Here is a 20636-nt window from a genome sequence, read left to right on the forward strand (position 1 = left end):
CGAACTTAAGGAAATCCTCGAAGTAGCGGGCATGTGAAGCCTGATGGATTTTCAGTTCACCTTCTTCGACAATTCCTTCTTCGGGCATGAAGGGGTACTGAATCGATTTCATATTTTTTGTGGTAATGGCCATTTCCACATGTCGAATTAATGTTCGTTCGTCGGAAATGGAAGCGACTTTTGGCTCGAAATCACATTTCAATAGAAAGATGAAAGGTTCATCAAGATATTGCGTCAACTTAGCCGAAGCAATAAGGAAAACCCCGCCACGTACAGCACTTGTATCTATATAAGATTGGGCAAAAAGTTCATTTTCCTTTTGAAACTCTTCTTTTGATCGTGCATATCGGACTCGATTGAATGCATTGTAATTCGGGTTTGAGTCGAGCGCATGACCTTCTTCTACTATAAATGAACCGATTTTCGTCGGAATTTGTTCAGTTTTAGGATGACGGTCCACTTTTCGTTTGGAGATTTTCATCAATTCACCATCTAGAAAATCCTTTAAAGGACTATCTTCATATTCCTGGGTATCAAGTGTTTGAAAGTGTTTAAAACGTTTGTCCGCCTGATCGCCTTTTCCTTCGACTTGTATTAAATAAAAAGACAGATAGGTAATCGCAAAATCCATGAAAGTCACCTACTCCATTATATATATTTCCTCTTTTAAGACTTAATAAGTATAGAGATGCCAGTCTCATCCGTCAATATTAATCTAGTCACCTTGAACATGCTATTAGGACATTATGCTCCGAAGGTGAGCCCTGTAATGAAGTAAATTTAAACATATTACTAGTGAAAGTTACCTTATAATTAAGAAATATCAAATGTCTAATATTTTGTGAGTATATTAATAGTGTATATAAATCTTGTAAGCTTTAATGAAAATAAGATAGTATTCTTTAAAAATTATACTATTACAATAATAAAACCATTGACGGGTAAAAGGGTAATGCGTATAATTTGAAAGTCTGATAATTCAGGATTTGTTGAGGTTTGTCGAAATTTATCTTAACTAAACAATATTTTTAGCCATTCTATTATTTACTTATCGAATGTTTTTTATTTTTTATGGAGGAGAAAAGATGAGCATTTTTAGAAAGAAGTCCATCGAGGACTTATTGAACACAGGTTCCAATAACAATGGTTTGAAGAGGGAGCTAGGTGCTTGGGATTTAACGATGCTAGGTATAGGCGCCATTATTGGGACAGGCATTTTTGTATTGACGGGTACTGGAGCGGTCCACGCCGGGCCTGCACTATCCCTTTCATTTGTCATTGCAGGTCTAGCTTGTTTATTTGCCGCTCTTTCATATGCTGAGTTTGCATCCTCCGTTCCAGTTTCGGGTTCGACTTACACTTATGCTTACGCAACACTTGGTGAATTCGCTGCTTGGATTATCGGGTGGGACCTAATTCTTGAATATCTCTTGGCAGTTAGCGCGGTATCCGCCGGTTGGTCTGGTTATTTCCAATCGTTCTTACATGGAATCGGGATTAACTTACCAGAAGGGATTACTGCAGCACCTGGTTCTATTGAAGGCACAACAACGTATATGAACCTTCCGGCATTTTTAATCGTCATAGCAATCACGTTATTAATTTCCCGAGGTACCAAAGAAACCAAACGAGTGAATAACATCATGGTCATCATTAAATTGATTGTTGTAGCATTGTTCATCATTTCATCTGTTTTCTATGTGAAGCCAGAGAATTGGCAACCATTTATGCCATTTGGAATAAGTGGTGTGTTTTCAACTGCCGCATTGATGTTCTTTGCGTTTATCGGATTCGATGCAGTAGCTTCCGCAGCTGAAGAAACGAAAAATCCCGGAAAAAACTTACCCCGAGGAATCATTGGTTCATTGATCATCTGTGTTGCTTTATATATGGTTGTTAGTTTAATCATGACTGGTGTGGTACCGTATGCACAATTCGGAACTGCGTTGGATCATCCAATTTCTTTGGTTTTACAAGTTGTAGGACAAAATTGGATTGCGGGATTCATTGATGTTGGAGCCTTTATTGGAATGACGACGGTCATCCTGGTTATGTTATTCGGACAATCCCGTATCATGTTTGCGATGTCGCGTGACGGTTTAATGCCGAAGTCATTATCTAAACTGCACAAGAAATATAAAACGCCCTATGCCGTTACTTGGATGTTCGGAATCATTGCCGCTTTGCTTGGTGCATTTATTCCATTGAGTGATTTAGCTGAGTTGGTCAATATAGGAACACTAACGGCGTTTACTATGATATCCGCTGCAGTCATCGTATTACGAAAAATCAAACCAGATTTGAAACGTGCTTTTTATTGCCCATGGGTGCCTCTCGTACCAGGATCGGCAATCGTTTTCTGTGTGTTTCTGATGTTCCAATTAGGGAGCCATACATGGATTCGTTTCTTGATTTGGATGGTCCTCGGTATTATCGTGTACTTTGTATATTCACGAAAACACTCCAATCTGAATCAATAAATCGTAAAAACACTCTTACGGAGTGTTTTTTTTTAGGGCAATACCAAAAATAGTCCTAAAGTAATGTGAAAATATGTTCAAAAATGAGGAAATTTTCATCAAAATAGCTTAATATTAACATAGAATATGACTTACTATCATAAATCGAAAGCAGATATCCGGAGGCAAGTCTTAATGAAAATCATATGGAAAAATAACCTTACCAATGATATTGATTATATGAAGTATAAGGATCAAGTTGGTATACAAATTAAAAACCATTCAGGTGTGTTAACCCAAATAGACATGATTCATTTAACTACAAAGGATCTCTGTGTTATTCGTTCATTACAGGACGATGTGAAGGAACATATTATTAAAATTGTAGACAATTTCTACAGAAACTTAGAAAAGGAACCCTCTTTAATGCAGGTGATTAATAAGCACAGTTCGGTTGATCGGTTGAAGACGACGTTACACCATCATATGTTTGAAATGTTTAGTGGTTGTATCGATGATGAATATATTAAACAGCGTTATATCATTGCACATGTCCATGTAAGGATTGGCTTGCAGCCAAAATGGTATCTGAGTGCATTTCAGGATTTGCTTCAGTCAATCATTCTCCAAGTGATGACTCATATCAAGGACATAGAACTATACCAGGACACGATTTTGGCTGTCACAAAAATCATGAATTTAGAACAACAAATCGTTCTAGAAGCATATGATCTTGAAAATGAGAGAATTCGCCAACAAATCCAGGGTGATAAGGAAATGATTAAACAACAAGTCAATCGGAATGCAGAAGAATTGTCTGCCATCAGTCAACAGACTAGTTCCGCCACTCAATTAATGGCGGATAAAGTAATGGATATCCAAGTTGTTACCCAAAAGGGATCCGATACCGCCATCAGGACAGAAGAGCAATCCAAAGAAGGGGTTGAACTTTTAAAGGGGCTCGAAAAAAGGATGGTTAAAACCCAAGAGCAAATAATTATTATCTCAAAGGATATGGAGCAGCTATCCAATACATCCAAGGAAATTGAAAGAATTGTATCAATCATTACTTCAATCGCAGAACAGACGAATCTTTTAGCTTTGAATGCAGCAATTGAGGCAGCTAGAGCAGGTGAACATGGTAAAGGCTTTGCGGTGGTGGCTGGTGAGGTTAGAAAGCTATCGGAAAACACGAAAAAGTCCGTTACTGAAGTGGCAAAATTGGTAAACGGAATAGGGGACTTTACAAATGTGATGAATACATCCATTGCTGTCGTGAGTGATGAAATTATTCAAGGTACGCAACAAGGAAAGGAAACTGGATTATTTTTTACTGATATTGCGGAGGCCATGCTGTCTGTCAAAGAGCAAAACATTAAAGTCGCCAAAGAAATGAACGAGCTTAACGAAATATTCGATGGAATCAGTAAAGCATTCGATCAAGTGGCGGTATCCTCGGAGGAATTAACAACAATGACAATGAATTTATAAGATCATGATAGAAAAGATACGGAATCTGCTAGATTCATTCCTTTTTGACCAATAGCCTGTAAAAGGGAGGGAGCAAATCATGAAATGTAACCCCCTCTAAAACGCTTTTTTAGAAAAGGATTCTGACTTCCTTCTTTTTTAGGAAATGAGTGAGTACATGTGCTACTTAGTAAGTGTACTATATTAAGAATAGAAAAGTTTGAAATATTTACTTGTAATAATTTCAGATTAATGTTATATTAATAAAGCGATGAGCTAATTTGTGTAAGCCGTAGAACATGCTTTTAGCTAAACGTCGGGATGTGGCCTGACGGTTTTGCGCCACAAACGCATCAAGACGCCTGCTGCGTGCAGGCGTCTTTTTCTATGCATTTTTTTATTTAATGGACTCTTTTTTAGCAGCTTGTACGTCTTCTTTGAAATCGGCTTGTATATCATCGGTGATTCCTTTTGTGGCATCCTTGAACTCACGAAGCGAAGTGCCGACAGCACGTCCGATTTGAGGAAGTTTACTTGGGCCAAAGACCATTAAAGCTAATAGAAGGATTATAATTAAACCAGGTATTCCAATATTTGAAAACATAGATAGTCACCCCTAAAAATATTGATATCTAATATTATAGACTTCACACCGTCAATTGCAAAGGTTAATTACTATTAATTGTAAGCCTTATTTGCTTATAATCTAAACATATTGCCTCCATATTATTCTCTGCTTGCAAGCTAAATTCTTTGATTGTTCGATTTCCCTCATCATAACTTTATCTTCCTACCATATTTTGTGTTACCATTAAATTACATGATGGATTAAAATATTGGATTGGAGGTGTTTATATGTCCAGTACACTTATTTTTACCCCGCTCAGTCATGTGGGCTGGGGGTCATTGAAACAACTTATTCCTCAAGTGAAGAGGTATGACATCTCCAGTATTCTAATCATCACGGACCCGGTGCTTATAAAAATAGGAGTGACGAATAAGATTACTTTCCCATTGGAAGAAGCAGGGTATCACGTTCAATTATATACAGAAGTGATTCCTGAACCCCCTTTAGAATCAGGAGAAAAACTGGTTAGCTATATAAAGGAGCATCCATTCGATCTTATCATTGGTCTAGGTGGTGGCAGTGCTCTGGATTTAGCGAAACTGGCTGCGGTTCTTGCTGTTCATGAAGGATCTGTGGCAGATTACCTGAACCTAACGGGAACACGGAAGATTACTGCAAAAGGGATTCCCAAAATATTAATCCCAACCACAGCGGGAACGGGTTCTGAAGTAACCAATATTGCCGTGCTTTCTCTTGGAAACACCAAGGATGTTGTGACCCATGACTTTTTATTGGCGGACGCTGCCATAGTGGATCCAGAACTGACTGTATCCGTGCCACCACATATAACAGCTGCAACAGGTATCGATGCTCTAACTCATGCAGTAGAAGCCTACGTTTCCGTCAATAGCAACCCTACGACTGAAGCCTTATCATTGCACGCTGTCAGGCTCATTAGCAAATCTCTTCGTACTGCCGTTCAGGATGGGCATAATCAACAAGCAAGGACAGACATGAGCCAGGGAAGTTATATGGCCGGCCTTGCCTTTTTTAATGCTGGCGTAGCGGGAGTACATGCACTTGCCTATCCGCTAGGTGGCCAATTTTACCTATCACATGGTGACTCCAATGCCGTCCTGCTTCCGTATGTTATGGGCTATATTAGAAAAAGTTGTACGAAAAAGATGGTTGACTTATTAAATGCCATGGGTGGAAGCTCTGTTTACTTATCCGAAGAAGAGGCATCCCTTAGATGTGTTGAAGAAATTAAAAGATTGGTTCAAGATATAGGAATCCCAACTACTTTAGGTGATTTCGATATTCCTGAAAACGCAATAGACAAGCTGGTGGAGGATGGAGAAAAGCAAAAAAGGCTATTAGCGAGAAGCCCCATGCCACTGGGAAAAGAAGATATTCGAACCATTTATCAATCGGCTTTTAATGGTCGTATTACTGAGCCTTTATAAAATTTATTGCACGAAATGTAGTGGATGGAAATTTTTGACCTTGCAACTTAAGATATCTTTAGGTATTATAAATACATAAGCTGCGTTGTTCGTAATGATAATTAAGTTTTAACCTTTAAGCTGTAATAGGGAGTTTTATATCAAGGTTGGAATGTTATGCCTCGTCACTGACTTGGAAAACAGGAAAATTTTTGCAAACACCCACTTTGAGGAGTGGTGGTTTAAAACTTTCTTACTGAAATACGGCAATGGCGGCTTTATAACCTTTACAATTTGAGACCAGTCCCTAATGGGGGCTGGTCTTTTGTAATTGTTCAACTTAATTAAGCGAAGGTTAATAAACAGAGGCAATGTTATATAATAAAAGATCTTCGAGGCGTTTTTTTAGAGGTATTATAGGACAGTATTCAAAGAGTTAATTTCTATGTAAAATCTCATAAATGCTTTAACTCTTTTTTCCTACATAATTCAAAAGTGCTTTTATATAAAGCGATAGTTGGAGGTAAACTTGCGGATCATTTTGGTTCAAAAGTCGTACTCTTCTCCTTTTTAATCCTGGGGTTCGGGACACTCACGATGTTGAGCTTTAAACCAAGCATGTTCATGCTTTATTTGCTCCTAGCCATGGCAGGGGGAACGACAACAGGTACACAAATCATTACGAATGCCTATGTATCACAGTATTACCCAAATGAAATTGTCCCTTCAGGTCAATTTCTTGGCCTTTGCCATTCCTTGTATTATCGCAGCGATAGCGATATGGTTCATACAAGAAAAATTCAGCAATGCAGCACTAAATTCAGTAAAGAAAGTAAATTAACAGAGTATTGTATGATTAGTATCACTTTAGAGTAAAACGTAATGATAAATTATCCGGTCAGTGTTATGATTAACTCTATCATTTCATTTGGAGGATAAAACATGAACATAATCGTATTTGGGGCTTCAGGTAAAACAGGAAAATTGGTTGTGGAGCAAGCACTAAATTTACAGCACGAAGTAACAGCCTTTGTAAGGAACCCGACTAAGCTGCAATTGAATCATCCGAACTTGCATATCGTTCAAGGGGATGCTCTAGAAGAAGAGGCGGTACAAAAGGCCATATCGGGCCAAGATGTGGTCATATCATGCCTAGGCTCAAGCAGTGGGTTGGGAAAGACGACCGTTCTACATGAAATGACGCAGAATATTGTCAATGGAATGAAAGTCAACAATGTTTCAAGAATCATTTATATGGCGTCAGCGGGTATTGAAAAAGAAATCCCAGGATTGATTGGGAAGTTGACAATGAAGATGTTGGGGAATGTATTGGAAGATCATCGTAATGCAGTGGATGTTATTAAAGCAAACAATTTGACATGGACCGTGGCAAGACCGATGGGGTTATCTGATAATCCGCCTACTGGTTCGTATCGGGAAGAGCATCAAGGTGTACCAAAAGGAAGCCGTAGCATTTCCCGTGCAGATGTTGCCGATTTCATAACACGAGCACTCACGGAAGATAAATATTTAAATCAATCTGTTGCTTTAGGAAACTAAAGGGGTTATTAGCCCTTTAGTTTTTTTAGTTTCTTGGTGCCCATAGGATGATGGATGCCCCGATTACACAAATGATAGCGCCAATCCAATCATATAAATCAGGTGTTTTCTTATCTATTCCCCATCCCCATAAAACCGATAATACGATAAAAACGCCACCATATGCTGCATATACACGTCCAAAAGTAGGGAATGTTTGAAATGTGGCAATTATGCCATATAAAATAAGTGCAATTCCTCCGGCCAATCCAAAATAAATGGATTTTCCTTCTCGTAGCCACATCCAGATAAGATATCCGCCACCAATCTAGGCCAGACCAGCCATAAGAAATATAAGGATGGTCACAATCATATGTATCCCTCACTTTCTTCATTGAATTCTATCATAACTTGTATAACGTTGGCAGACTTTGCTACCTATGTTTTAGGAGCATCAACTCCATCTCCTTTTCTTCGATCCATGGGTCATTCACTGAATTCTAACCAATGAATATTCAAATGAATTATTGGATTGCATTTCAAGTACAAAGGGTACTAGAACTAAAACGGAATCATAGTATCCTAGTTAAGGAGATGCAACCATGAAAACCAAATCATATGCTTATATGCTAGCCATATTGCATGCCAGCATTGTTGGCTTATCCTTTTTGTTTACAAAGATGGCAATCGCCGAATCGAACCCACTTGATACGTTGGCGTTCCGTTTCAGCATTTCTTTCGCCGTTATATTAGTTCTGGTCGCACTAAAAGTAATTAAGGTGAGCTATACAATTGAGTCAATCAAAAAACTGCTTCCATTATCATTAATGTTTCCCACCCTTTTCTTTGTCTTTCAAACTTTCGGACTTAAATATTCCCAATCCACGGATGCCGGAATCTTATCGGCTATCACCCCAATCATTACAGTCATCATTGCGGGATACTTTCTAAAGGAAAGAACCTCTCTTTATCAAAACATCTCTATTGTTTTATCGGTAGTAGGGGTCATTTTCATTTTCCTTATGAAAGGAAGTACGATGAATGCCTCTGATTTGCTCGGTATGGGATTAATCCTTCTATCTTGTTTAGCGACAGCAGGATATACGACGATGACACGGTCCTTGGCAAAGGAATATACGCCTGGTGAAATGTCCTTTTTCATGATGGGAACAGGTTTCATCCTTTTTAACCTGGCTGCAATCATATCTCATATGAGCAAGGGAACGATGCCGGAATTCATTTCACCATGGTCAAGTATGGAATTTGTCGGTTCTATCTTATATTTAGGAATCTTGGCTTCGTTGGTCACGTCGATGCTTTCGAACACGATATTATCAAAAATCAAGGCTTCTCAAATGAGTGTCTTTGCAAATCTATCGACAGTGGTGACCATTATTGCAGGAGCACTCTTTCTTAATGAAAAAATTACGATTTTCGATATAGTGGGTTCAGGTTTAATTATCCTGGGCGTGTTCGGTACCAACTATTTTGGGGAGAGGAAAGATCACCCTATTAAAATGAAACTTCATTTTGATGAGAAAGAGCATAGTGTAAAATGAAAAAATCAGCTTATCCTCAATAAAGGGATAAGCTGATTTTATTTCCACCATATTGTGTCAGGGAATTCCATTCCGCCAATGTGAACAGGCTCGCCGATTTTTGGGGTGGCTATTTGTACGGTTTTTTCCTTGGCAGCTTTTGTCACCCTTTCAATGGGTTCTGTCCAATCATGAAGAGATAAAGTGAAGCCTGCCCAATGAATGGGAATCATTAGTTTTCCTTTTACGTCGATAGTTGCTTGGACCGTTTCTTCAGGCATCATATGAATGGTGGACCATCGTTCATCATACTGTCCGCATTCCATTAATGTAAGATCGAAGGGACCGTATTTTTCGCCGATTTCTCTAAAATGTGTGCCGTACCCGCTATCACCGCTGAAAAAGACCTTATCTTCTTTTCCGTATATCACCCATGAACACCAAAGTGTAGAATTTCTATCATTTAAACTTCTCCCGGAAAAGTGTCTTGCTGGCGTACAGACTAAATGGAGTCCGTCGTAGAATACTTCATCCCACCAGTTGTGTTCCTGTATCTTTTCCTTCGATACACCCCACTTCACCAAATGGTCTCCTACCCCTAGGGGAACAATGAATTGACCGACCTTATCTTTTAATTTCTTTATGGAATAGTAATCTAAATGATCATAGTGGTCATGCGAGAGAATGACAGCATCAATCGGTGGAAGGTTTTCCAAATCGATTGGCAAGTCACCGCTAAATCTCTTGTTTCCAAACATCGGAAAAGGAGTAGGGGCTTTACCAAACATTGGATCCACCAATAAAGTTTTACCGTCCAACTCAAGCATGAAGGCTGAATGTCCATACCAGGTGATTTTATTGGCGTCTTTGTATGATCGGACCGTCGAATCAATCAAAATGGGAACGGCAGGTCGTCTGTTTGGATTTCCTTTCATATACTCCCGAAGTATGGAGCCAGTATGTTTAAGGCTCATCATCTGACTCGCAGGAATTTGATTGATGAATTGCCCATTCTTAAAATTTTCTTTCGTACTGAAGTTTTTGATTCTTTTCTTTGATGCACGTCTTCCTAGTGGAGGATAAAGACTTATAAAAAGTATCCCGGTTAATAGGATGGACATGAAAATTCTTAACGTTTTCAGCATATATGTTCCTCCTGAATATTTAGGGATTTATTCTGAACTAATCATAACATAAAAATTGGTAATCACTCACTGGAGTGGTTCTGAATGAAACGCGTGAGGGTCGCTGTTCAAGTGCAAATGTAAAAGGCAATCCCCACTTATACTTTCTCTTTGATTGCAGGGAAAAGAGGGAGACATCCTGAATATAATTTATATAAGAATTATAGAAGCTGAAAAAAGGGTAGGAGGATAAAAACAGTGTTGATGTTTTTCAGAGTCTTTGTATGGGCCGTATTTATTGCATTATTAGTTTATGTGGTTTTATCCTGGAGGTATAAAGATAAAATCAGCATGAAAATAGAAGCCATTCGAAAAACATGGTATGTCATTTTCATATTGGGGGCTTTAATATACTGGAGTTTTTATCCGACGAGCATTTTTGATGAGTGGAAGAATTTCCTCATTGTCGCCGTTCTGTTTGTGCTGATAGATATGTTCGTATTTTTGAGCATGTATATATCAAAAATTGGCGATAATGAGCTCTCCTATGCAACTAAAGCGGTTGCGGAAAGCGATAAGTTATTATCGGATAATCGGGAAAAGGTCAAAAATATGTTTTACCTTTTGAAAAAAGAAGGGATTCCGGAGTTTTATCAGACGAATGAGGAATACCTGGCCTACTTGCATATCATGCTTCAGGCTTATGCAGCCAAGGAAGGGATGAATGTCAAAATTATTCCTTTTAAAACGGAACAAGACAAGAACTTGATGTTAAAAGCTTACCCGACCTTGTCTGGAAGTACGATCCGTGCTACATTGGAAAGAGAAGATACGTATTACAATGATGAAGAGAAAATGGCGCTTCAGCCCGTTAATGTTTTGACATTTCCTTATATTTTAGAGATAAGATCGGAAAGCTTCGTGTCAGAAGTGGATTGTTTATTAATAGCATTATTGATCATGATGTTTGATATGGTCATAAAACAAAATTAAGGGGAGTTGGTTGAATGAGCATTTATGATAAAGCTGGAAGCAATGTTTCCGTCGCTGTAATTAAACCCCAGGTCAAAATTCCCGATGTGGCTTTAAGTCCACATACAAAAAAGGTGATGAAACAAAATGAACGTGTTATCCTGAACCATAAAGAAAAGACAACACGTTTGAACAAATTGAGGGATGTCCTCTAGAAAGAAGGAGGCTTGGGATTGATGATATTTTAAGGGCACCTGCATATACTATTTTATAATGATAAATAGGAAGGGTCCTTTAGATATGAACAAGAAACCTGTGAGAGTAGACATCCCAGCCCCTTCAGCATCGCCATCCGAAAACAGGATACATAAAAAAAATGCTGAATTGTTGAATGTTTTGCGTAAGTTGAAAACGAAACGTTGGTTTTTTATACGGTAAGGACAAAAAGTGTGGATGATTACAATCATCCACACTTTTTTGAATTAAGAATATTCAATATGTTTTTTGCCTCCTTTAGCAACATACATAGAATGGTCCGCTTTTTTCAGTAACGTAACCATGTCGTCCCCATGGACCGGGTAAACGCTTATCCCCATACTTGCAGAAATCAAATGTTCTTTCCCACCGACTTGGATAGGCATGGAAGATAATTGTTTTAAAAGGAGTTCGGCTGTCTGTTTTGTGCTTTTTATACTATCCTCAGTGCGTAATAAAACAACAAATTCATCCCCACCAATTCGAGCGACATAACTATTGTCAGGTGAAGATTTCAAAAGACAATCCGCGGTCCTTTTAATGACACTATCTCCAAAATCATGACCAAAAGTATCATTGAAATATTTAAAATTGTCGAGATCGATATAAAGAAGGGACATTTCTTTATAAATTTCATCCTTATTATATTCAAAATAGTTATAAATGTAGTTACGGTTATAGAGACCAGTCAAAGAATCCCTGATTATTCCATTCTCGATGATGACCGTTTGACTGATCAGCGATGCCAAGGAGCTAAGTAGCAATACATCATACTCTTTGAATTCATAAGGTTTAATATCGAATGCACATAATGTTCCGATGATTTTCTCCTCATTTTTAATAGGAGCACCCATGTAGCATCCATTTTTAATCCTATCCAATATGGGGTGATTACATGTCAGGATACTATTTTTTATATCGTTAATAACTACGGGTTCCATTTTATTCTCGACGACCAGGTTACAAAGAACTTCATTAAAGGGTATGGTATCGCCGGTCTTGATTAGATTTGCTTTCCGATTGAAGGACTTGACGATAAAGCTTTGGGATTGTTCGAAAACCGTGAGCACGAATGTATTGACTTTAATCGTATGAGCTAGTAATTCTAAGACTTCATTAGCGATGAAATCAAAATTCTTGTAGTAATTAATGTCGTGGTGAATCATTTTCTGAATCCCCTTTCCATAAGTCAGGTTGTTTGATGGGTTCTATATGGGTGATTTATCATGGGTTGAATCTATTTATATAAATGACGGTATGTTCGTCGCGTTAGCTCATTGCTAATTCGAGGTTACTATCACGAAAATGGATACAGTTTTGCTTGAAATTTGTTAGTATTAGTTTAAACCATCATTATAAATGTAGAAGTTACATAGCTTATTGTAGACAGAGTCACCATTTACTGTACATGTAATGGAAGTAATACCATTAATCTATCATACATGTCATATTTTATCACTATTTGCATCATAGCACTTCCTTTGTGCTTTCTCACAGTTCCGATAAAATGGCTTATCGTGCTGATTTTTAAAAAAATTTTGGAAAGGATAATAAATAAGAAGATTCAAAAGGGGATTATCATGGGAAAATTAGAAAATATACACCCACTTTCAATTGAACAGACAAAGCAAAAATTACTCCAAGATATCGACCGCTATGTAGAAAATAAAGATGTAATGCCGACCTTTGAAACATACCTTTCAGATCGGATGTCTTATATCGAACAGATTTGGATGAATGTTTGGTTAAATAAAGCGTCCAATGACGTTCCGAGAAAAGAAAAGAAAGTATTTTTAAAAGGCAGGGGATTCGTTACAGAAGGGACAGATCATAAGCATATCAACCATTTGTTTCGAAATGAGTTAAGGGCGTATCACCCTTTTGATACAATATCCTGGCTGGAGGAGACCTTTTCCGAAAACGATCAAGATTGGGAACAGAGATATGTGAACGCAAGGGAAGTCTTCTTTAAAAGGCAAGAGGAACAAAAGCTAGCACATAAGCGGTGGCTGGTACAGGAAAAGCTTGAAAATGAAGCGTACACTTTTTTAGAAAATAACTCTCTGCTAGTTTATTTACATGTCCGTTATTATATATCAGGCAAAATTGCCACTGATCTTCTTAATAAGCCGAAATTTCAGTCTGTAGAACCGTATCTACTTGAAGAACGGTTGATTGAGGAGGGATCATTCGAATCTACCGATTACCTTATGGTGACTGATTTCTTCGATGAACTGACGGGGGATATTCATTCTACTTTTGATTGGGGTAAAAGTCGTTACGAGTATGAAAATTATTTCTATCGTTATGAACGGTTGGTATTAGACTTTATCTTTGAATATATACCTAAAAAGGTTCTTGAGAACTTGACTACAGAAGTGTTGAACGATTATTCAGAAACCTTAGGGGATATTGTCACCCCGGAGATCCTTAAAGAGTTACTTCAAGAGGATTTGACAGATTTGTCACAGGCTTGTTTCGACGAACTTCAAGAAGAATACCTATCTGACTTACTGAAGCTTGCCCAGATTCCCTTTGATGAATCTGTTCATCAAGAGATTTTTGAAAAGGACGAGGCAACCAGGGAACGAAAAAAAGCAGAAGCGCTGGCAGAAGCTGCTCGAAAGAAGGAAGAAGAGAAAAGAATCCTTGACGAAATTTTTGGAAAGGCCTATACACCATCATTAGGACTAAAGGTCAAATACATTTTACACGTTGGAGACACGAATACAGGAAAGACACACCAGGCCCTGGAGAAAATGAAAAAGGCCGAGAGCGGATTGTATCTTGCACCACTTAGGCTTCTTGCTCTGGAAGTGTTTGATAAGCTGAATGCAGACGGTGTGCTTTGCTCATTAAAAACGGGAGAAGAAGAAAAGCTGGTAAATGGGGCACAGCATATCTCTTGTACGGTTGAGATGTTTCATGAGAAGGACTACTATGATGTAATTGTCATTGATGAAGCTCAAATGATAGCGGACAAGGACCGTGGATTTTCTTGGTATAGAGCGATTACGAAAGCAAATGCAAAAGAAGTACACATTATAGGAAGTAGAAATATTCAAAAGATGTTGCTGAATTTACTTGATGAAACGGATTTGGAGATTTATGAATATAGTCGGGAAATACCGTTAGAAATAGAACCGAAAGAATTCGAATTGAAAAATACCAAGAAAGGGGACGCCCTTATTTGCTTTTCAAGAAGGCAAGTACTCGAAACGGCCTCACGTGTGCAAGCTAGTGGGCATAGGGTCAGCATGATTTATGGGAGTATGCCACCAGAAAACAGAAAAAGGCAAATTGAGCTTTTTAATCGGGGGGAGACATCCGTCGTTGTTTCAACTGACGCAATTGGGATGGGATTGAATTTACCGATTCGCCGCATCGTTTTTCTTGAAAATGAGAAATTTGACGGGACGAGAAGAAGAAGGCTGACTTCTCAAGAAGTAAAACAGATAGCAGGGCGTGCTGGAAGAAAAGGGATTTATGATACGGGTAAAGTAGCATTTACGGGCGACATAAAAATCATGAGGAAATTACTTGAACAGGTAGATGAGCCGGTTCAAACCTTTACGATTGCCCCGACCTCTGCGGTATTTGAACGGTTTCAGAAGTACTACAGGAATTTAGGGACATTCTTTGAGTTATGGGAAAAGTTCACTCCGCCAAATGGAACAAAAAAAGCATCACTTTCGGAAGAGCGGGAGCTTTATGAACTGATCCGTGAGACTGAAATCGAAGCTCGTTTTTCATTAATGGACCTATATGGTTTCCTGCATTTACCTTTTTCGGCAAAAGAACCTCGCCTTATTCGCCAATGGCTAGAAACCATAGAAGCAATTGCTGAGAGTAGCGAACTTCCCGATCCCTTTATAAGGACTAGGAACTTAGAGGAGTTGGAACTATCTTATAAAGCAATAGGTCTTCATCTTTTGTTTCTATATAGGATGGGTAAGAGAACCGAGGCTGTCTATTGGGAACGGGTGCGGGAAGAAATCAGTAATGGCGTTCATGATCAGTTGAAAGATGAAATAATCAATTATCAGAAAAAGTGTAAGCGCTGTGGAAAACAGCTTCCAGATACCTCGCGTTTTCAAATATGTGACGCTTGTTATCATAATGGACATAGAAAAAATCGAAAATATTAAGGAAATAATAAAGAAAAACCCCGGATATGGTACACCTTTACATGGTGGCAGATATACGGGGTTTTTGAGTTGAATTCATTTTTTTCGATTGGACTTTGCAATCAAGGCAGCTTGATGCTTCATTCGATTATCCGCTTTTTTGTCATGAACAACCAAAATGGCATGAATTAGGCCTGGAACGTAGAAAAATAAGGTGAGAATCAAGTTAAGCAAGGCTTGAATTGGTTTACCGGCCAATAAGACGGCTAGAGGAGGAAAAAGAATGGCGATTAAATATAGAATATTGATCACTCTCCAAAATTAAAAGTAGATACCCCTAATATAACACTTAACCTATTTCGGTGCTATGAATGGGGTTGGGAATTTTCTATAGAGGTCCCACTGTCGCGTAAAGCCTTCGAATGAAAGTTCTTGATATGATTAGGGAATTGCCTGGGAAATGGGAAACCAAGATATTTGACCCATTAGAAAAAGATATGGACAACATATCCATAGGATAGGGATATATGAAACAGAGTCACTTGCGTTACTAGTTATTTCAATGAAGTGAGCAATCAGCCTCCATTCACTTTATTACGTATCTGTTCAAGGATTAATTCCAACTCTTCAACAGGAAGCTCTGCAAGGGAACTTTTAATTTTTTCTTCAACCCGTTTTCGGTCAAGCTCGCGGTATTGATCCCACCATTCCCTCAAACCATCCGTATTTTCCAATAAGTACTCGATGTCAATTTCTTCTTGCTCGTCGTCGGATAAATACCTCATGACGGCTCCTAATAATCGATTGAGTCGAGTTACCTCGTTTTCTTTCTCTTTCTTATCTATAGTTGATACTTTTTTCCCCTTATCGTTCTCACCGGAAACTTTTTGATTTGCCATGCACATTACCCTCCTGTTTTAAGACTAGTATTCCTAAAATAGCCAAGTTTAATAACTTTGAGGATGGAGGGATGCAAAGTATGAGAATTCAAGTGAAATGCCAACCAATAATTTTAGCATGAACCTCGGTAGAATATATTATTTGATCTTTCAACTCAAAGTATAGTTTAAATAAATTAACATCAATCATTAGGAAGAAAAAAACAAAATTAAAAAGGGATAGAGCACCCTATCCCTTTATATGAAGTTATGCTGCAAGTTTCCTGCATTCTTCTGCACACGTTAAGCAAGCCTGGGCACATTTCTGACAATGTTCATGATCATGCTTTTTACATTCATTCCCGCAACTTTCACAAATCTTAGCACAGGTAGCTGCCAATTCAGAAACGAATGGTGTATTTCTTCCTAATGCTTGTTCCAAGTATGAACACATATCCGCGCATTCTCGATCCAAGCGGATGCACTCGGCCATCATCTTTACGTTCTCTTCTTTTAAGCAAGCATCAAAACAATGGTTGCATGCAGTCATGCATTCGTGCAAAGTTTGAATGACTGACTGATAATTTTCGTGTGACATAGGTAAGTTCCTCCTTAATGGTTATCTCATATTGTCTACATCTATTTCCTTAATAACAATTTTCAAAACATGAATAGCCAAACAGATAAAGTACAGACATAGTCGAACATAGCAAAAAATCCAGGTTGAGAAGAACAGGGCAAGCAAAATCTTTTAACGGAATGAATAGGGAAGCTAGTGCATAAATTTAAAGAAAAGGAGGTTGCTTGCATGTATATTAAATTAAGCGTGGCTAGTGTTTCCGGAGCTGTCGTCTATTTGATTTATAATTTAAACAAGACGCTTCGAAAAGGAATGGGTACGCTTGAGGAAACCAATAAAACCCTAGAAGAGGTAAGAAAGGCGGTTCATGGGTTAACAGATGAATCCAAACAATTAATCCATACCGCGAACCAAATTACCGTTGATGTAAAAGGGAAAATGAGTAATGTAGATCCGTTATTGGAATCGGCCCAAGATGTTGGCGAAATGATTCATAACGTCACCAGTACCATCAAAGAAGGAAGCAGGACCGATTCAGAAATTCCTTCAAATCCGACTGCTCCTAATAACCAGCCAGAGGGAGTACACATCAAAATCAAATAAAAGATTTCATATTAGGACCATGCACCCCGAGAATTACTAACATATACATCTAAACTACGGCAATATGCATGTAATGAATTTTTTGAGTTTAAGGGGGATTTTTTCATGGTTATGGAATATAGCGTCGCAGCAATCGCATTGGCTTTCATTTGGTTGGTTGTTTTCTTGATTGGTACATTACAAAAAGTGATGGTGACGTTAGGGGAGGCAAATAAAACATTGATTGATGTGAGAGGAGCGATACAGGACCTTTCATCCGAATCAAAACAACTTATTCATACAGCGAACGATATCACTGTGGATGTGAAAGGGAAGATCAAAACAGTGGAACCATTATTCGACTCGGCCCAAGACGTCGGGGAAGCCATTCATTCAGTGACGGATACGGTTAAAAAAGCTACAAATACCTATAATACAAAGCTTTCACCCAAAAAAAGCAATCCTACTAAACCCAAAAGTAATATTAGATAGCACAAAATCTTCTTCTTATTCTTTCTACATACATCTCACTTACCTCATAGAACAAAAAAGACACTTCCAAATTGGGTAGTGTCTTTCCTTTATTAATCTCATTATTTAATTGTCCAATCTTCTTCTATGGATTTGATTGAATGAATAACCCGTATTAGAATCTGAGACAAGAAAGTTTATTTGTAGCCACTCGATTACGTGGATTAATTATTTCTCGCTTTTACTACTCGAATCGTTACCATTGGCTTTGGAATCATTGCCATGTTTGACGCCCTTACTTACGTACGGCTTGGCACTCTTTTTCTTATTGGCTCCCGTTTTCCAACGATTCCAACCCTTCTTGCCCGTACCTGTTCCTGTTCCCTTACCTGTTCCACTCTTAGCTTTAGCCTTGCTCATGAAATCACTCCATTAATAGTCTATGCTTAGTTTAAACCACATTGCTTGATTAATACCCAAGTATGTTGAAATATACATCAAATAGCGGCATAAGTACAGGAAAAGGGACAAATATTTTTCAAAATCCTTATAGATCAGTTTCTGGAAATAGGTTACGTGTACAAGCATTAAGCAAGATGGTTGGGATTTTGAATGACCAAATTGTCCAAACAATCCATTATTAATAAACGTTTTGTTTGGATTTCGTCAACCAGAGGCTTATCCCGATTTTTTTACAGATGGTTAAGTAGTGCATAAATGTAATTAAAACAGCACCTGTATTCATACCCAAGATAACGCCTTCCATATTAAGGACAGCTTGAGAGCCAAGAATATACATGAGTGTAAAGGAAACAATATGCGCCCACACGGTATGGATGAATGCATCTTTGACTAGACCTAATCCAATGAGGTAGGCTTGCATCGGTATGATGAAAAAGTGGAAAAGGAAATAAGGGCAAAGCATTTTCAAATAAAGAGAAGCCGTTGTGGAAGAAAAGAAGAGTGCTGTCAGAGGTTCCGCAAATAAATAGATAATGAGCACGGCTGGGACTCCATACATAACCGTAAACCACATTGATTTTTGTAACAGGACTCTAAGCTTTTCTTTATCCTGATTTTTGTGAGCTTCCGATACAGTCGGAATAAGCATGATCATTAGAGAATGAGCAATAAATGCCGGAAAGAAACCTATAGTCATCGCGACACCCGTTAACATCCCAAAGTGCTCGGTTGCAAGAACGGCACCAAACCCCGCTGAAAGAAGCGCAGCATGAATAAGAAAGGGTTGAATGGCATTAGTGATTGCATGAAAGATTCTAAGTCCCATAGTTGGGAGGGATACCTCCAAAAGCTTTTGCCGGGCATGTTTACCTGTGGTCCTTAAATTCGTACCACGCCCCATGATCCGAACTTGAAGGATCAGTATGCTGATCAAGTATAAGAATACAAGAAATTCACTTCCTACCAATACGAAAAAGGCCATTAACAAAGACTTTTCCTGGTTAAATTGAAACAAGTTGAAGATGAGGAGCAACAGGCCGAACTGAAAAATCTTCTTTAAAAAGTTTGAGATTGCAATTTTGCTCATTTGTTGTACACCCATAAAATAACCTCTTGCAATCGAGGAAAATGCGACGATAGGTATCAAACTGATCAGCATCCATTTTATATATGGGTGAAACCCGTCCATTATTGAAGAAAATGAAAGGATAAAAGGAAGGATGATACACATGATCAGCACGACCACAGTTGCCAATTTGAAGGCATGAAGCAGTAAATTATAATGTAATGCAGGTTTGTTTTCAGCGACAAACTTGGCAATCGAAACATGCAATTCAAAACTGGCAATTACATATATCAGAAAGAATACAGGCAAAATGGACATGTAAAGCCCCATGCCTTCCTCTTGTAGTTCCCTGGCGAGAATCATGTTTACAAAAAACTCGATACATTCACCAAAAAACGCTGCGACTATCAAGATGAGCGTTCCTTTATAAAAAGATTGCATGCTGTCACACTCCTCAAAAGGTGTTTGTATAAATATATGAGACAGGCACCGGAATATTCATATTGAAGGATGACATGACATGGCATGCTATCCATACAGTTCAAAATGACAGCATGTAGCCATGGTGATGATAAAGTGTGTAAAAGTAACTATGTTATGTCCTTTGTAATCTAACTAATATTTTGCTATCCTGTATTCAGAGGAGATGTTAAAAATGAAATTTTCAGCGATTGACCATTCGAACCTAGACGAATTATGTATTGCATTTGAAAGCTGTTTGACCCAAAATCATATTTCATTCAAATATGTTGACATGACTGAAGAAAATGGAGTTATCTCGTTCATATTCTGTAACAACCCCGAGTATGCCCGATCTGTTGAATTGGACGGAAAACAGTTTATCGGTTTAGAAACGGATTACATAGCAAATGAAATATTGGTGCCTATTTTACCTAGATTAAAAGAATTCTCACAAGAATGAACTCCTCTAAATTGAGGAGTTTTTATTTTGATCCGTTTTCTTATATAAGCAATCAGGCAAGAAAATTTTAATTACTCTAGTTCAAAAGAAGGGTAAAGTTAATGCTTATTGAATATATGTAATAGGATGGGTATTATCTGCTCTTTCATTAGCTCCATGTTATACATCTCATTTTTAT

Annotated in this window: 22 protein-coding genes and 1 other RNA gene; 13 read left to right on the forward strand and 10 right to left on the reverse strand. The window is 38.2% G+C overall.

Going from position 1 to position 20636, the window contains the following annotated elements:
* A partial coding sequence (locus ACIQXQ_RS18895; RefSeq protein WP_402959493.1) for a DUF3900 domain-containing protein occupies positions 1 to 631 on the reverse strand: 631 nt, incomplete at its 3' end.
* Between the two features lie 454 nt (positions 632 to 1085).
* On the opposite strand from ACIQXQ_RS18895, the gene bcaP reads away from it, so the two are divergent.
* Together bcaP and ACIQXQ_RS18905 are read left to right on the forward strand one after the other, a co-directional pair.
* Positions 1086 to 2480 (forward strand): branched-chain amino acid transporter BcaP, encoded by a 1395-nt coding sequence (gene bcaP, locus ACIQXQ_RS18900; protein ID WP_402959495.1) that lies wholly within the window; start codon positions 1086 to 1088, stop codon positions 2478 to 2480.
* A gap of 174 nt (positions 2481 to 2654) precedes the next feature.
* On the forward strand, positions 2655 to 3950 hold the full coding sequence (locus ACIQXQ_RS18905; RefSeq protein WP_402959497.1) for a protoglobin domain-containing protein: 1296 nt from the start codon (positions 2655 to 2657) through the stop codon (positions 3948 to 3950).
* Between the two features lie 376 nt (positions 3951 to 4326).
* Here the strand turns inward: ACIQXQ_RS18905 and tatA are convergent, their stop codons facing one another.
* Positions 4327 to 4533, reverse strand: coding sequence for a twin-arginine translocase TatA/TatE family subunit (tatA, locus tag ACIQXQ_RS18910; RefSeq protein ID WP_402872789.1), 207 nt, complete (start codon positions 4531 to 4533; stop codon positions 4327 to 4329).
* A gap of 251 nt (positions 4534 to 4784) precedes the next feature.
* On the opposite strand from tatA, the gene ACIQXQ_RS18915 reads away from it, so the two are divergent.
* The 4 genes from ACIQXQ_RS18915 (at position 4785) to ACIQXQ_RS18930 (ending at position 7502) form a co-directional block, all read left to right on the forward strand.
* Complete coding sequence (locus ACIQXQ_RS18915; protein ID WP_402959499.1) at positions 4785 to 5963, forward strand: iron-containing alcohol dehydrogenase; 1179 nt, start codon at positions 4785 to 4787, stop codon at positions 5961 to 5963.
* A gap of 74 nt (positions 5964 to 6037) precedes the next feature.
* Positions 6038 to 6225: non-coding RNA, 6S RNA (ssrS, locus tag ACIQXQ_RS18920), on the forward strand.
* Between the two features lie 314 nt (positions 6226 to 6539).
* Complete coding sequence (locus ACIQXQ_RS18925; protein WP_402872794.1) at positions 6540 to 6818, forward strand: hypothetical protein; 279 nt, start codon at positions 6540 to 6542, stop codon at positions 6816 to 6818.
* Between the two features lie 66 nt (positions 6819 to 6884).
* Complete coding sequence (locus ACIQXQ_RS18930) at positions 6885 to 7502, forward strand: NAD(P)-dependent oxidoreductase (protein ID WP_402959501.1); 618 nt, start codon at positions 6885 to 6887, stop codon at positions 7500 to 7502.
* Between the two features lie 25 nt (positions 7503 to 7527).
* Here ACIQXQ_RS18930 and ACIQXQ_RS18935 read toward each other — a convergent pair whose 3' ends face one another.
* The gene (locus tag ACIQXQ_RS18935) at positions 7528 to 7809 is read right to left on the reverse strand and encodes a YnfA family protein (protein WP_402959566.1); all 282 of its coding nucleotides are present in this window, start codon (positions 7807 to 7809) and stop codon (positions 7528 to 7530) included.
* Between the two features lie 274 nt (positions 7810 to 8083).
* Between ACIQXQ_RS18935 and ACIQXQ_RS18940 the strand changes: the two genes are divergently transcribed.
* A complete protein-coding gene (locus tag ACIQXQ_RS18940) occupies positions 8084 to 9040 on the forward strand; it encodes a DMT family transporter (RefSeq protein WP_402872801.1) in 957 nt (318 codons plus the stop codon).
* Between the two features lie 38 nt (positions 9041 to 9078).
* Here the strand turns inward: ACIQXQ_RS18940 and ACIQXQ_RS18945 are convergent, their stop codons facing one another.
* Positions 9079 to 10164 (reverse strand): MBL fold metallo-hydrolase, encoded by a 1086-nt coding sequence (locus tag ACIQXQ_RS18945; RefSeq protein ID WP_402959503.1) that lies wholly within the window; start codon positions 10162 to 10164, stop codon positions 9079 to 9081.
* Positions 10165 to 10407: 243 nt separating this feature from the next.
* Here ACIQXQ_RS18945 and ACIQXQ_RS18950 point away from each other — a divergent pair, with 243 nt between their 5' ends.
* Positions 10408 to 11136 (forward strand): type II toxin-antitoxin system SpoIISA family toxin, encoded by a 729-nt coding sequence (locus ACIQXQ_RS18950; RefSeq protein WP_402873209.1) that lies wholly within the window; start codon positions 10408 to 10410, stop codon positions 11134 to 11136.
* 14 nt (positions 11137 to 11150) lie between these two features.
* The gene (locus ACIQXQ_RS18955) at positions 11151 to 11330 is read left to right on the forward strand and encodes a hypothetical protein (RefSeq protein WP_402872807.1); all 180 of its coding nucleotides are present in this window, start codon (positions 11151 to 11153) and stop codon (positions 11328 to 11330) included.
* A gap of 267 nt (positions 11331 to 11597) precedes the next feature.
* Here ACIQXQ_RS18955 and ACIQXQ_RS18960 read toward each other — a convergent pair whose 3' ends face one another.
* Positions 11598 to 12536, reverse strand: a complete 939-nt coding sequence (locus ACIQXQ_RS18960; protein WP_402959505.1) for a sensor domain-containing diguanylate cyclase — start codon at positions 12534 to 12536, stop codon at positions 11598 to 11600.
* Between the two features lie 414 nt (positions 12537 to 12950).
* Between ACIQXQ_RS18960 and ACIQXQ_RS18965 the strand changes: the two genes are divergently transcribed.
* Positions 12951 to 15518 carry a DEAD/DEAH box helicase gene (locus tag ACIQXQ_RS18965; protein WP_402959507.1) on the forward strand — a complete coding sequence of 856 codons (2568 nt, stop codon included), beginning with the start codon at positions 12951 to 12953 and terminating at the stop codon, positions 15516 to 15518.
* Positions 15519 to 15593: 75 nt separating this feature from the next.
* On the opposite strand, the gene ACIQXQ_RS18970 is transcribed toward ACIQXQ_RS18965, so the two are convergent.
* From ACIQXQ_RS18970 to ACIQXQ_RS18980, 3 genes are all read right to left on the reverse strand, one after another.
* Positions 15594 to 15800 carry a YqaE/Pmp3 family membrane protein gene (locus ACIQXQ_RS18970; protein WP_402873212.1) on the reverse strand — a complete coding sequence of 69 codons (207 nt, stop codon included), beginning with the start codon at positions 15798 to 15800 and terminating at the stop codon, positions 15594 to 15596.
* A gap of 272 nt (positions 15801 to 16072) precedes the next feature.
* Complete coding sequence (locus ACIQXQ_RS18975) at positions 16073 to 16396, reverse strand: hypothetical protein (protein WP_402959509.1); 324 nt, start codon at positions 16394 to 16396, stop codon at positions 16073 to 16075.
* A gap of 247 nt (positions 16397 to 16643) precedes the next feature.
* Positions 16644 to 16973, reverse strand: coding sequence for a four-helix bundle copper-binding protein (locus ACIQXQ_RS18980; RefSeq protein ID WP_402959511.1), 330 nt, complete (start codon positions 16971 to 16973; stop codon positions 16644 to 16646).
* Positions 16974 to 17183: 210 nt separating this feature from the next.
* Here ACIQXQ_RS18980 and ACIQXQ_RS18985 point away from each other — a divergent pair, with 210 nt between their 5' ends.
* Both ACIQXQ_RS18985 and ACIQXQ_RS18990 read left to right on the forward strand, forming a co-directional pair.
* A complete protein-coding gene (locus tag ACIQXQ_RS18985; RefSeq protein WP_402872818.1) occupies positions 17184 to 17558 on the forward strand; it encodes a DUF948 domain-containing protein in 375 nt (124 codons plus the stop codon).
* Between the two features lie 105 nt (positions 17559 to 17663).
* Complete coding sequence (locus tag ACIQXQ_RS18990; protein ID WP_402872821.1) at positions 17664 to 18029, forward strand: DUF948 domain-containing protein; 366 nt, start codon at positions 17664 to 17666, stop codon at positions 18027 to 18029.
* Positions 18030 to 18236: 207 nt separating this feature from the next.
* On the opposite strand, the gene ACIQXQ_RS18995 is transcribed toward ACIQXQ_RS18990, so the two are convergent.
* Positions 18237 to 18428, reverse strand: coding sequence for a DUF3934 family protein (locus ACIQXQ_RS18995; protein ID WP_402872824.1), 192 nt, complete (start codon positions 18426 to 18428; stop codon positions 18237 to 18239).
* A 220-nt stretch (positions 18429 to 18648) separates the two neighbouring features.
* Positions 18649 to 19977: a polysaccharide biosynthesis protein gene (locus tag ACIQXQ_RS19000; protein WP_402959513.1), complete on the reverse strand. Its 1329-nt coding sequence runs from the start codon at positions 19975 to 19977 to the stop codon at positions 18649 to 18651.
* A 214-nt stretch (positions 19978 to 20191) separates the two neighbouring features.
* On the opposite strand from ACIQXQ_RS19000, the gene ACIQXQ_RS19005 reads away from it, so the two are divergent.
* On the forward strand, positions 20192 to 20458 hold the full coding sequence (locus ACIQXQ_RS19005) for a hypothetical protein (RefSeq protein WP_402872829.1): 267 nt from the start codon (positions 20192 to 20194) through the stop codon (positions 20456 to 20458).
* Positions 20459 to 20636 lie beyond the last annotated feature (178 nt).

It is taken from the genome of Peribacillus sp. NPDC097198 (assembly GCF_044762055.1).
Classification (GTDB): domain Bacteria; phylum Bacillota; class Bacilli; order Bacillales; family DSM-1321; genus Peribacillus.